12 protein-coding genes and 1 other annotated feature are annotated in these 12,081 nt (G+C 45.9%); of the genes, 4 read left to right on the forward strand and 8 right to left on the reverse strand.

Annotated features, from left to right (window positions below; translation table 11 throughout):
- Positions 1–40: 40 nt before the first annotated feature.
- Positions 41–1,294 carry a dicarboxylate/amino acid:cation symporter gene (locus ACTRWI_RS20640; RefSeq protein ID WP_499133617.1) on the reverse strand — a complete coding sequence of 418 codons (1,254 nt, stop codon included), beginning with the start codon at positions 1,292–1,294 and terminating at the stop codon, positions 41–43.
- Positions 1,295–1,794: 500 nt separating this feature from the next.
- Here ACTRWI_RS20640 and ACTRWI_RS20645 point away from each other — a divergent pair, with 500 nt between their 5' ends.
- Positions 1,795–1,923 carry a hypothetical protein gene (locus tag ACTRWI_RS20645; RefSeq protein ID WP_499133618.1) on the forward strand — a complete coding sequence of 43 codons (129 nt, stop codon included), beginning with the start codon at positions 1,795–1,797 and terminating at the stop codon, positions 1,921–1,923.
- 97 nt (positions 1,924–2,020) lie between these two features.
- On the opposite strand, the gene trpA is transcribed toward ACTRWI_RS20645, so the two are convergent.
- The 7 genes from trpA to trpL2 form a co-directional block, all read right to left on the reverse strand.
- The gene (trpA, locus tag ACTRWI_RS20650) at positions 2,021–2,827 is read right to left on the reverse strand and encodes a tryptophan synthase subunit alpha (protein ID WP_499133619.1); all 807 of its coding nucleotides are present in this window, start codon (positions 2,825–2,827) and stop codon (positions 2,021–2,023) included.
- Complete coding sequence (gene trpB, locus ACTRWI_RS20655; protein ID WP_499133620.1) at positions 2,827–4,017, reverse strand: tryptophan synthase subunit beta; 1,191 nt, start codon at positions 4,015–4,017, stop codon at positions 2,827–2,829. The genes trpA and trpB overlap by 1 nt, the downstream gene beginning before the upstream one ends.
- A 134-nt stretch (positions 4,018–4,151) precedes the next feature.
- Positions 4,152–5,537, reverse strand: a complete 1,386-nt coding sequence (gene trpCF / locus ACTRWI_RS20660; protein WP_499133628.1) for a bifunctional indole-3-glycerol-phosphate synthase TrpC/phosphoribosylanthranilate isomerase TrpF — start codon at positions 5,535–5,537, stop codon at positions 4,152–4,154.
- Between the two features lie 79 nt (positions 5,538–5,616).
- On the reverse strand, positions 5,617–6,612 hold the full coding sequence (trpD, locus tag ACTRWI_RS20665; protein WP_499133621.1) for an anthranilate phosphoribosyltransferase: 996 nt from the start codon (positions 6,610–6,612) through the stop codon (positions 5,617–5,619).
- A 9-nt stretch (positions 6,613–6,621) separates the two neighbouring features.
- The gene (locus ACTRWI_RS20670) at positions 6,622–7,248 is read right to left on the reverse strand and encodes an aminodeoxychorismate/anthranilate synthase component II (protein WP_499133622.1); all 627 of its coding nucleotides are present in this window, start codon (positions 7,246–7,248) and stop codon (positions 6,622–6,624) included.
- A 2-nt stretch (positions 7,249–7,250) separates the two neighbouring features.
- Positions 7,251–8,840 (reverse strand): anthranilate synthase component 1, encoded by a 1,590-nt coding sequence (locus tag ACTRWI_RS20675; RefSeq protein WP_499133623.1) that lies wholly within the window; start codon positions 8,838–8,840, stop codon positions 7,251–7,253.
- A gap of 125 nt (positions 8,841–8,965) precedes the next feature.
- Positions 8,966–9,081, reverse strand: a sequence feature (Trp leader region).
- Positions 9,028–9,153 carry a tryptophan operon leader peptide gene (gene trpL2 / locus ACTRWI_RS20680; protein WP_499133624.1) on the reverse strand — a complete coding sequence of 42 codons (126 nt, stop codon included), beginning with the start codon at positions 9,151–9,153 and terminating at the stop codon, positions 9,028–9,030. Its footprint overlaps the feature before it by 54 nt.
- Before the next feature lie 120 nt (positions 9,154–9,273).
- Here trpL2 and rnm point away from each other — a divergent pair, with 120 nt between their 5' ends.
- From rnm to rluB, 3 genes are all read left to right on the forward strand, one after another.
- Complete coding sequence (gene rnm, locus ACTRWI_RS20685; RefSeq protein WP_499133625.1) at positions 9,274–10,143, forward strand: RNase RNM; 870 nt, start codon at positions 9,274–9,276, stop codon at positions 10,141–10,143.
- 55 nt (positions 10,144–10,198) lie between these two features.
- Complete coding sequence (locus ACTRWI_RS20690; protein WP_499133626.1) at positions 10,199–10,819, forward strand: L-threonylcarbamoyladenylate synthase; 621 nt, start codon at positions 10,199–10,201, stop codon at positions 10,817–10,819.
- Positions 10,820–10,978: 159 nt separating this feature from the next.
- Positions 10,979–12,010: a 23S rRNA pseudouridine(2605) synthase RluB gene (gene rluB, locus ACTRWI_RS20695; RefSeq protein WP_499133627.1), complete on the forward strand. Its 1,032-nt coding sequence runs from the start codon at positions 10,979–10,981 to the stop codon at positions 12,008–12,010.
- Positions 12,011–12,081: the final 71 nt, after the last annotated feature.

Genomic DNA, 12,081 nt, shown 5'->3' on the forward strand with positions numbered 1-12,081 from the left:
ACTCATAGAGTGGCTTTTTGTTTTCCGATGTAATCGAAATTTATGCTTGTTGCTTTTGTAGCTCAGCTTCTTTCGCGTCGCCTTCAATTAGAGAGTCAACGATAACTGCACATGCTGCATCACCAGTGATGTTCAGTGCTGTACGAATCATGTCGAAGATACGGTCTAGAGCGAACAACAGAGGTAGACCTTCGATAGGGATACCAGCCGCCAGAAGAACGGCAACAACTAGGAAAGAAGGACCAGGAACACCTGCTTGACCAACTGCGCCTAGTGTTGATGTTACGATGATAGCAACGTAAGCACCCATAGACAGGTCGATGTTGAATAGCTGTGCGAAGAAGATAGCCACTAGGCCGTAGTAAATCGCGTTACCCGACATATTGATCGTTGCACCGAGCGGTAGAACGAACGAAGCCGTAGAGTTACGTACACCTAGCTCGTTTTCTACAGTGTCCATGGTTACAGGCAGTGTAGCCATTGAAGATGCTGTTGAAAGAGCAACCGCTTGAGGCTTCTTCATTGCAACTAGGAACTTCTTAGCTGAAGTCTTAGTGAAGATTTGAATCATTAGCGGGTAAGCCACAAAGCCGAAAATCAGGATAGCGGCGATGTAAACAACAAACAGTTTGAACACAACCATTAGTGCGCCAAAACCGAATGTACCTACTGCTTCAGCCATTAGACCAAATACACCAAGTGGAGCGATGATCATTACCTTGTTAATCATCCAAACCATCGCGTCAACAATCGCATTTACGCCATTGATGATAGGATCACGTTTTTCTTTCGCTTGCTTAGACAGCGCAATACCAAAGAACAAGCAGAAAACTAGGATTTGAAGAATGTTTGCTTCGTTCAATGATTGGAAAACGTTGGTAGGGATCATGCCGGTGATGGTTGCCCAGAACGTTGGCAGTTCGCCTTTCGCAGCGTACTCAGAAGAGAACATGCCTTCTACGCCAGAAACATCGATGCCACGACCTGGTTCGAATACTTCACCCATTACAAGCGCTAGCGCTACAGCAAGAGCAGACGTTAGTGCGAAGTAACCTAGGGTTGTAATACCAACCTTACCAGCAGATGAGCTATTACCTAGGCCTGCTGCACCTGAGATTAGGGCAACCGCAACTAGAGGGATAACCAGCATCTTGATCAAGTTGATGAAGATAGCACCCAGTGGAGCGAACATTGTTGCGCTGTCGCCCATCATCGCACCAACTAGGGTACCGATGAACATTGTAATAACGACTTGAACGCCAATGTTGCTTAGTAAACTTTTTTCTTTTAACACTTCCATAACCTCTGTGCTACTAAATATAAAATTCCCAGAACTACTCACCAATGTACGATGTACTATTGGATAAATATTTCGCTAAGAGTTTTACACGTATCCTTTACATTTATCAATATGAGCTGAGATGAAACTACGCCAAAAATTGTAGGCCTACCGTTGTTCGGTGTTTTTTTACATCAAGGCAAAGGATTGCTTTTGTTTTTTATTGTGATGATATTTGCCAAGTTTATAAATGTGAGTATGTGTCGTGTTTTGTGAATGTTTTTTATCCTTAAGTATTGAGGTTTCGTTGTTAACATATTGTTTTCATTTGTGCGTTTTTTGCTCGCCAGGCTCTTAGTGATTTTAAATGGAAGTGTGTTATGAAATTTAGCCTGAACTATGCTTAAGGTATCGATTTATTACCAAGATGTTACCTTTGCGCTTTAAATAAAACGTCTATCTAGCATCTCAGTTGTCAAGAGAGAGAAGCACCAAACGCCATTCAATTACGTTATATGCAGACATTGACCGAAGTGGCGAATGAACTTACCACCATCGTATTTCCCATGCCTGTCGATTTAGTGGATAAAATCACCGATCCAATAAAAGCGACGCTCAATGAAGCGGCGATCAGAAAGCGATGAAATCCGATGATTAGCGAGGGTTTTTAGCAGTAATAAAAAAGGCGCCACATTTGTGGCGCCTTTTGAATTTAACGTCGTGTTTAGCCGATGCGAACTATTACTTCTGTGTTGCCGCTTTCATCGGTGCAACGAACTCTGCCAGTGTTTTAAGCATTTCTTCTGGTTGTTCAACGTTGCTTTCAATGATTTTCACAACCGCTGAGCCAGATATAGCGCCGGCAGCGCCTGCTTGAATAGCTTCTTTTACTTGCTCTGGAGCTGAGATACCGAAACCTAGTAGTGCTGGTGGCGCGTCGAATTTGTTCAAACGGTCAAGCAGTGCGGTTACTGGCATGTTTGCTTTGGTTTCTGCACCTGTTACGCCAGCACGAGAAAGTAGATAAGTGTAGCCACCACCTAGTTCTGAAACAGACTCAAGCGTCTCATCACTCGCTGTTGGCGGAGCAATAAAGATTGGGTGAACACCAAACTTCTTCGCTGCCGCAACAAACTCACCACTTTCGTTGGTTGGTACGTCTGCAATCAATACTGAATCGATACCAGCATTAGCACAACGCTCGTAGAAGTTCTTGATACCACGAGCGTAAACCAAGTTCGCGTACATCAGTAGGCCGATTGGTAGCTCTGGGTATTTCGCGCGGATTTGACCAATAAGATCAAAACAGACATCCGGCGTTACTTTAGAATCTAACGCACGAATGTTCGCACCTTGGATTGTTGGACCATCAGCCAGTGGATCTGAGAATGGGATACCAAGTTCAAGGGCGTCAGCACCTGCTTCAACCAAAGTTTCCATGATCTTAAGAGACTGTTCAGCGTTAGGATCGCCAACTGTTACGAATGGTACAAATGCGCCTTGATTCTTTTCAGCTAAGCGAGTGAAGAGTGATTGATAGCGATCCATTATAGTGCTCCTTTCGCTTCAAGAATGTCATGTACAGTGAAGATGTCTTTATCACCACGGCCAGATAGGTTAACCACCAGAAGTTGCTCTTTTTCAGGTTCCGCTTGAGCCATTTTCAACGCGTGTGCAACGGCGTGAGATGATTCTAGAGCAGGGATAATACCTTCGTTGCGAGCAATTGCTTGGAACGCTTCTAGTGCTTCATCATCGGTTACGTTGTCGTATTCCGCACGGCCAATGGCATTTAGGTGAGCGTGCTGTGGGCCAACTGAAGGGAAATCTAGACCTGCAGACACAGAGTAAGACTCTTCTACTTGACCGTTCTCATCTTGCATTAGTGGCGCTTTCATACCAAAGAAGATGCCCGTCTTGCCGTGTTTTAGTGGCGCACCGTGTTGGTCGGTATCAATACCTTTACCAGCTGGCTCTACACCGATTAGGCGAACGCTTTCTTCTTCGATGAAATCAGCGAACATGCCGATAGCGTTAGAGCCGCCACCCACACAAGCAATAACTGCATCTGGAAGGCGACCTTCACGTGCAAGAATCTGGTTCTTGGTTTCTTCACCAATCATACGTTGGAAGTCACGAACGATGGTTGGGAATGGGTGAGGACCCGCAGCAGTACCTAGCAGGTAGTGCGCATCTTCATAAGTTGCAGACCAGTCACGCAGTGCTTCGTTACACGCATCTTTCAGTGTTGCTGAACCAGAATGAACCGGGATAACTTCTGCGCCCATTAGCTTCATACGGAACACGTTCGGGCTTTGACGCTCAACATCTTTAGCACCCATGTAAACACGACACTTAAGGCCTAATAGAGCACAAGCAAGAGCCGTTGCCACACCGTGCTGGCCCGCACCGGTTTCAGCGATGATCTCATTTTTGCCCATACGCTTAGCAAGTAGAGCCTGACCAAGTACCTGGTTAGTTTTGTGTGCCCCCCCGTGAAGTAGGTCTTCACGTTTTAGGTAAAGTTTGGTCTTTGTACCTTTAGTTAGGTTGCGACTCAGCGTTAGCGCTGTTGGACGACCTGCGTACTCTTGAAGTAGCGTCATGAATTCACTGCGGAATTCAGGATCGGCTTGTGCATCGATAAATGCTTGTTCAAGTTGGTCTAGTGCTGGCACTAGGATCTGCGGTACATATTGACCACCGTATTCACCGAAGTAGGCATCGAGTTTAGCCATTGTGTTATTCCTTCAATTCAATTGGAGTGTCTCACCCCAAGTCATTTAGTCTTGTTTGAGCTTCGCAGAGGCAAAGCTCACAAATATGTTTTAGTTTCCGCTTTCTAGCTCTAGTTTTTGCTTTAGAAGCCAGACTAGTAATTACGAATCGCCGCAAAAGCGCGTTGCAATTTGTCTGCGTCTTTTTTACCTGGAGCCGATTCAACACCAGAGTTTAGATCTAAGCCTAAGCAGCCCAACTTAGCCGCTTGGTTAGCATTTTCTGGGTTTAGACCACCTGCCAACATGATCGCACTTTGGTTGTTGATCAGGCTCCAATCGAATGCTTGGCCAGTACCGCCTGTTTGAGAGCCCACTTTAGTATCTAGCAGATGACGAGTCACCTTGCTTTCCAGTAATTCCGGTAACGCGCTCTCAGCATCGCAAGAAACACCATAAGCTTTCCAAATTTCAACGCTTTCAGGCAGAGATTGTTTTAGCTCATCAACGTACGCTTGAGACTCATCGCCGTGCAGTTGTACAGCGAACAAACCGAGCTCTGAAACTGTATGAGCTACGTCCGCAACGCTGTGATTTTGGAACACGCCGACGTAGTTCAAAGGTGCACCGCTCATCGTCAAACGAGCCGCTTCAATATCCACATGACGTTTAGACGCTTCAACGAAAATCAGACCACCGAATACCGCGCCTGCTTGGTACGCTTTGGCGGCATCGTCAGAGTGAGTTAAGCCACATACCTTGTTTTCGCCAAGCGTTACTTTGCGAACGGCCAGTTCGAGGTTCTTTTCTGCCATAAGAGAACTACCAATTAGGAAGCCATCGGCAAATGTTGAAAGGTCACGCACTTGCTGGTGTGTGTAGATGCCAGACTCCGAAATTACGATTGCATTAGGTGCAAGCTCACGAAGTGGTGGGGCCAGCTCTTTTGTACGATTCAAATCCGTCGACAGGTCACGCAGGTTACGGTTGTTAATGCCGATAACCTTAGCGTTTAAAACCACTGCGCGGTGCAGCTCTTCTTCGTTACTGACTTCAGTAAGCACCCCCATGTTCAGTGAATGAGCAACCTCAGCAAGTGCTTGGTACTCTTCGTCATTCAGCACCGACAGCATCAACAAGATCGCATCTGCTGAGTAGTGACGAGCGAGATAAACTTGGTAGGTATCCACCATGAAGTCTTTACACAGGATTGGCTGCTTAGCGATACTTCGAACCTTTGGCAAAAACTCAAAGTCACCTTGGAAGTATTTCTCGTCGGTCAGAACTGAAATTGCGTTAGCGTGGTTGTTATAAACCGATGCAATGTAGTTCAAGTCAAAGTCGTCACGGATCAAACCTTTCGATGGTGATGCCTTTTTACACTCAGTAATGAAAACCGTTTGTTCGCCACTCAGAGCTTCGTAAAAACTGCGGTCTGAGTTGGTTAATGCAGCTTTGAATTCGTCAAGAGGCTGAGTTTGCTTACGCGCTTCAACCCACTGGTATTTGTCACGAACGATTTTAGCTAATACTTCCGCCATTTCAGCTTCTTTAACTGAAATGTGGGTCGACAGTTTCTCGGTAGTCTGTGTCATGTTCTTGGTCTCAACTCGTCGTTCGTTAGGCGTGCGCGGCAAGCTTTTGTACAAGCTCGTACGCTTTGCCAGAGTTCATCGCATCAATGGCTTGTTGTGCGTTGGCTTTTAGGTCTTCGTGACCAAATAGACGCATTAGCAGAGCAACGTTCACAGCCACTGCACCAACTTGTGCTTCAGTACCTTTACCCGTCAGGATATTGGTTGTGATGGCTTTGTTTTCTTCTGGCTCGCCACCCTTGATAGCTTCAAGAGGGTGAGTGTTCAAACCAAAGTCAGCTGGTGTCACTGTGTATTCGTGAATCACACCATCTTTGATTTCTGCAACCATGGTTTCGCCGTGAATAGCCACTTCATCAAGGCCGCTACCGTGCACAACCGCTGCGCGTTTCATACCCATTTGCAGCATGGTTTCCGCGATAGGGCGTACTAGCTCTTTGCTGTAAACACCCATTAGCTCGATTTTAGGGCGAGCAGGGTTGATCAGTGGGCCAAGGATGTTGAAGATGGTGCGCGTTTTCATGGTTTGACGAACAGGCATCGCGTGGCGTACACCACCGTGGTATTGCGGAGCAAATAGGAATGCTACTCCTAATTCATCGACAGCTGTACGAGTGTCTTCTGCCGTCATCGCTAGGTTGATGCCAAACGAATCCAGCAGGTCAGAAGAGCCTGATTTGCTTGACACACTGCGGTTACCGTGTTTCGCGACTTTTAAACCACATGCCGCGGCAACAAACGCAGAGGTCGTAGAGATATTAATGGTGTTGTGACCGTCGCCACCTGTACCTACGATGTCTGCAAAATCGTAATCAGGGCGTGGGAAGGGGTTTGCATTGGCAAGCAGTGCTTTCGCCGCACCAGCGATTTCTTCTGGCGTCTCGCCTTTGATTTTCAGAGCAGTCAGTGCAGAAGCCATCAGGATTGGGTCTAGTTCACCCTTAATGATAACGTCGAATAACTGTTGGCTTTCTTCTTGAGTGAGAGACTGCTGTTCGTAAAGTTTATTAATCTGTTCCATGATCGTTTCCTAGTTAGTCTTTTTATCAAGAGTGGCCTTCTTCTCAAGGCAGAGAGGTTTCTCAAGAGCCCATTCGATAGCGTTCGCTAGAAGCGTTGCACCGTAGGTTGTCATAATTGATTCTGGATGGAATTGGAATCCACATACTTTGTCTTGTTCTTGAACCACAGACATGACCAGACCATCGACTTCAGCCGTTACTGTTAGGCTATCAGATACATGCGTAGCAACCAGAGAGTGGTAGCGAGCAATAGCCAGTGGAGAAGGTAAGCCTTGGTAAGTCGCATGATTTTGGTGCTCCATCATCGACACCTTACCATGAATGATTTCGCCTGCGCCTGCAACGGTGCCGCCATAAGCTTCAACGATAGCTTGGTGACCTAAGCAGATACCAATCATTGGTACTTTGCCTTTTAGTCGCTGAATCAGCTCAGGCATGCAGCCCGCGTTTGCTGGAGCGCCAGGACCTGGGGAAAGTAGGGCAACAGGGTTGTCTAGTTCATTGATTGCCGCTGCTACTACCTTTGCAGAGATGTTGTTACGGTAAATCTTTACGTTGTGACCCAATGAACGAAATTGGTCTACCAGGTTGTAAGTGAACGAGTCGAAGTTATCGATGAATACAATATCAGCCATGATTACGACTCCTTCTTGTTAGAGATGTTTTTAGTGTGTGCCGCTTGAATTGCTGAGATAACCGCTTGAGCTTTGCCGCGAGTTTCATCCGCTTCTGCTTGTGGTTCTGAATCCAACACCACGCCAGCGCCAGCTTGTACTTGTGCGACCCCATCTTCAACGTAAGCAGAGCGAATGACGATACAAGTATCTAAGGTGCCTTCACCTGTTAGGTAACCCACCGCGCCACCGTAGCTACCACGACGTGTTTTTTCTACATCGCGGATAAGCTGCATTGCGCGGATTTTTGGTGCGCCTGTTAGCGTGCCCATGTTCATACAAGCTTGGTAAGCATGTAGTGCGTCTAAATCTTCACGTAGTTGACCAACGACACGAGAAACCAAGTGCATTACATGACTGTAGCGGTCGACTTTCAGTAAATCTGCTACGTGGCGAGTGCCTGCTTCGGCAATGCGTGCCACATCGTTCCGCGCTAGGTCCACAAGCATCATGTGCTCAGCGTTTTCTTTTTTGTCGGTACGCAGTTCAAGCTCGATACGGCTGTCTAGGTCGAAATCGATTTGGCCGTCAGGACGCTTACCACGACGACGAGTACCAGCAATTGGGTAGATCTCAATTTGGTTGGTTTCGGTTTCGTATTTCAGCGCGCTTTCTGGGGAAGCACCAAACAGCGTAAATAGTTCATCTTGCATGTAGAACATGTAAGGGCTTGGATTACTTTGTTTAAGTTCTTTGTAGGCTGCCAGTGGAGCTGGGCAAGGAAGTGTGAAGCGGCGTGAAGGTACGACTTGGAACACATCGCCTTTTACTACGTACTCTTTTAAGTCACGAACGGTTTGGCAGAAATCTTCATCAGAAACGCTTGGTACCGCTTCCACGTTGTCTAATGGCATAACTTCCGTGATTGCTTTCAGTGACTGACATTGCGCTTGAATCTCAGTTAAACGCTCTGTTAATTGTGCTTTGATGTCGTCGTCTTGAGCGAATAAGCTTGCGTGAAGCAGGCCTTGGTTTTCTTGGTGGTCGAAGCGAAGTAGAGTTTCAGCGACGTAGAAAACAAAGTCAGGACAGTTATTGTTTGCTTCAGCATCACCTAGCGGTTCAAAGTTCGCTACGATGTCGTAAGCGAATAGGCCAGCCATAAACAATGCATGTTTGTTATTAGAGTTTTGTTCAAAGCTATGTTGAACCAAACGCAGTGCATCGAAGGAAGAGGCTTCTCTTAAACGAGAGTCTTCGTCCAGTTCGTTACTTGGCTCAACAAAAGTGAGCGTCAAAACGTTATCAGTAAGGTCAGATTTGATTTCTGCTTTCACGTTTTGAGTTAGGTGTTCGATAAGCGCTTGACCGTTTTCAGTCAGGGCTTGAAAGGTTACTTCATGTTCGCGGCATACAATGCGAACAGCAGAGTCGATAAGGAGTAGGCTTGTCAGGTTCTGTTTAGATTCAATCTCAGCAGATTCCAACAGCAAACTGTCCGTTTTGTTTTCACACAAGGTATGGAAAACACTGGTTGGATCTTGCGAGTAAGGAACTGAAGCATTGATGATCTTAATAGTTCCCTGCTTTTTGATTTCAATGGCCTTGTTCACAAGACCTCCTTTATGATTCTTTAAATTTCCTGCCGTACATAGTCGCATAAAGATACTTTTCACCCAATCCAGAATATGGTCAATTCGATGATTTGTTAGTCAGTTGAATGTGAGATGTTCGACAAATTAAAAAGCCCGCTATAGAAGCGGGCTTAGTGATAACTTTTTTTATAAACAGAATGTTTAATTAGAAGTATACGTTAGCCCACCAAGAACTTGTCCAAGTGAGCCACCATTTAAGCTCTGAACTTGCTTCTACTGAAGAAAGTTCTAAAACTTTATCTTTATGGTCTTGGTTAAATTCTTGTAACATGGTGAACCTATCAAATGTGACACTTCGTATTTGTGTACTAGTTAACTAGTTTTCCACTTGCGGGTCAAGTATGTTGACGCAAATATAATGATAAAAATTGAAAACAATGAAAAAGAATATATGAGAATTGATCTACATAGTCATACAACAGCCTCAGATGGCCGACTTACTCCACCTGAGCTTATTGACCGAGCGCTGAGCTTTAACATTGAAGCGCTAGCGATTACAGATCATGATACGACGGATGGGCTTGCTGAAGCGCGCAACTATATAGCGGATAACAATCTTCCAATTCAGCTGATTAATGGCATCGAAATCTCCACAGTATGGCAAAATAAAGATATCCATATTGTTGGTTTAAACGTAGACCCTGAGTCACCAGAGCTGAAAGCTCTCATTGAACAACAGAAGCAGCACCGTATTGGCCGTGCAGAACTGATTGCTCAGCGCCTTGAAAAAGCAACGCGTGAAGGGGTGCTAGAAGAGGTGAAGCTGATTGCTGGCGATGCACCTATCACCCGCGCTCACTTTGCTAAATGGTTGGTTGATAACGGCTACGCGAAAACCATGCAGCAAGTATTCAAGAAGTTCCTAACACGTAATAACCCAGGTTATGTGCCTCCGACATGGTGCTCAATGAGTGATGCTGTCACGGCCATTCACGCCGCTGGTGGACAAGCGGTATTAGCGCACCCAGGCCGATATGGCTTTACCGCTAAGTGGGTTAAGCGTCTATTGACTGCGTTTGTTGAAGCAAAAGGTGACGCGATGGAAGTTGCGCAACCGCAACAAGCACAACAAGAAAGACGCACTCTTGCCGATTATGCTATACAATACAAACTATTAGCCTCCCAAGGCAGTGACTTCCATTATCCATCTCCTTGGATGGAACTTGGACGTAATCTCTGGCTACCTTCTGGGGTCGAAGAAGTATGGAAAGATTGGGAGTTTCAAACAGTTTCACCGTCGAATAACGATGATAGTATCTAGGTGAAGCAGCTCCTTCTGATGATAGAGTCGAGAGATTCGATAACGAGGATCAATAATGAGCCAGTTTTTTTATTTACACCCAGATAACCCACAAGCACGCTTAATCAACCAAGCGGTTGCGATTGTTCGTAACGGCGGTGTAGTGGTTTATCCAACCGACTCAGGCTATGCGCTGGGTTGTCAGCTTGAGAACAAACAAGCACTAGAACGTATTTGTAAGATTCGTCGTATCGACGACAAGCATAACTTCACTCTGTTATGCCGTGACTTGTCTGAACTGTCACTGTATGCCAGAGTAGATAACGTTGCTTTTCGTCTGCTGAAGGCTCATACGCCAGGTGCTTACACGTTTATTTTTAAAGCAACCAAAGAAGTGCCAAAGCGTTTGATGAACGCGAAACGTAAAACCATTGGTATTCGTGTACCAGACAACAAGATCGCTCTAGACCTGTTAGAAGCGATGGGTGAGCCATTGATGTCTACGTCTCTTATTTTACCGGGTAATGAGACAACAGAGTCGGATCCAGAAGAAATTCGCGACAGCCTAGAACATGCTGTTGATGTTATTTTGAATGGTGGCTACTTAGGTGAACAACCGACCACAGTGATTGACTTCAGCGACGATGATGCTGTCATCCTACGCCGTGGTGCCGGTGATCCAGCGCCGTTTGAATAATCGTATTACTGCTTAAAGTCTGTAATGATGTAGAGCGACTACCATAAGTAAATAACAAGTGCTTTTTGGTAGGTAATTTGCGATAATACGTGACCGCGATTTGGTCGCGAAAAATTCATTCGACGTCTGTGAAGACGACAATTAGGTAGAAAAGAGTAAATGAGCGAAAAATTACAGAAGGTTTTAGCGCGAGCTGGTCACGGTTCTCGTCGTGAACTAGAAGGTTTAATCAAATCTGGCCGTGTAAGTGTTAACGGGCAAGTTGCGAAACTGGGCGAGCGTCTTGAAGACGAGAACTCAGTCATCCGTATCGATGGCCATACTGTTTCAGGCAAAGCGTCTGAAGAAGTGGTTTGTCGTGTACTTGCTTACTACAAGCCTGAAGGTGAGCTATGTACTCGTCATGATCCTGAAGGTCGCCGCACAGTTTTCGATCGTCTACCTAAGATCCGTGGTTCTCGTTGGATTTCGGTTGGTCGTCTGGATGCGAACACATCTGGTCTTTTGCTTTTCACTACCGATGGTGAACTTGCAAATCGTCTCATGCACCCAAGCCGTCAGGTTGAGCGTGAATACCTAGTACGTGTATTTGGTGAAGTTACTGAGCAGAAGGTTAAGAACCTTGTGCGCGGTGTTGAACTAGAAGACGGCATGGCTCGTTTCGAAGATGTGGTTTACGCTGGTGGTGAAGGTATGAACCATACTTTCTACGTAGCGATTAACGAAGGTCGTAACCGTGAGGTTCGTCGTCTTTGGGAATCACAAGAAACAACAGTAAGCCGCCTGAAACGTGTGCGTTACGGTGATATCTACCTTGATAAAAAACTGCCTCGTGGCGGTTGGAAAGAGCTAGATCTTCAAGAAGTAAACTACCTGCGTGAGCTTGTAGAACTTAAGCCAGAGAAAGAGACACTGTTGGATCTTGATCCTTCAAACACTTCTCGCAAGCGTGAGCGTTCTCGTAGCCAGAAAATTCGTCGCGCTGTTAAGCGTCACGAAGAGCGCGCAAATGCGCCAAAAGGCCGTAGCAACCAAGCTAAACGTAAGAAGCCAGCTACTCGTGGTACTACAACACCTGATTCAGGTCGTAGTGCTCCATCAGCGAAAGGCAAGCCTCAAGCGAACAAAAGTAAGCCAAAGACAAACAACGGTCGCCCGGCTAAACCTGCTAAGCCAAGAACTCGTCAGTAATGATGTAAGTTCGCAAGCTTAAAGCTTCGTTGTCTTAAAGCACTGAATACTAAAAAACCTGCTAACTGAGC

This window comes from Pseudoalteromonas sp. G5_S1_14_S5 (genome assembly GCF_054968605.1).

Bases quoted from the DNA above. Each gene is read 5' to 3' on its own strand.
- ACTRWI_RS20645 (WP_499133618.1), top strand. From the start codon at position 1,795: ATGCAGACATTGACCGAAGTGGCGAATGAACTTACCACCATCGTATTT.
- trpA (WP_499133619.1), bottom strand. From the start codon at position 2,827: ATGGATCGCTATCAATCACTCTTCACTCGCTTAGCTGAAAAGAATCAA.
- trpB (WP_499133620.1), bottom strand. From the start codon at position 4,017: ATGGCTAAACTCGATGCCTACTTCGGTGAATACGGTGGTCAATATGTA.
- trpCF (WP_499133628.1), bottom strand. From the start codon at position 5,537: ATGGCGGAAGTATTAGCTAAAATCGTTCGTGACAAATACCAGTGGGTT.
- trpD (WP_499133621.1), bottom strand. From the start codon at position 6,612: ATGGAACAGATTAATAAACTTTACGAACAGCAGTCTCTCACTCAAGAA.
- ACTRWI_RS20670 (WP_499133622.1), bottom strand. From the start codon at position 7,248: ATGGCTGATATTGTATTCATCGATAACTTCGACTCGTTCACTTACAAC.
- trpL2 (WP_499133624.1), bottom strand. From the start codon at position 9,153: ATGTTACAAGAATTTAACCAAGACCATAAAGATAAAGTTTTAGAACTT.
- rnm (WP_499133625.1), top strand. From the start codon at position 9,274: ATGAGAATTGATCTACATAGTCATACAACAGCCTCAGATGGCCGACTT.
- ACTRWI_RS20690 (WP_499133626.1), top strand. From the start codon at position 10,199: ATGAGCCAGTTTTTTTATTTACACCCAGATAACCCACAAGCACGCTTA.
- rluB (WP_499133627.1), top strand. From the start codon at position 10,979: ATGAGCGAAAAATTACAGAAGGTTTTAGCGCGAGCTGGTCACGGTTCT.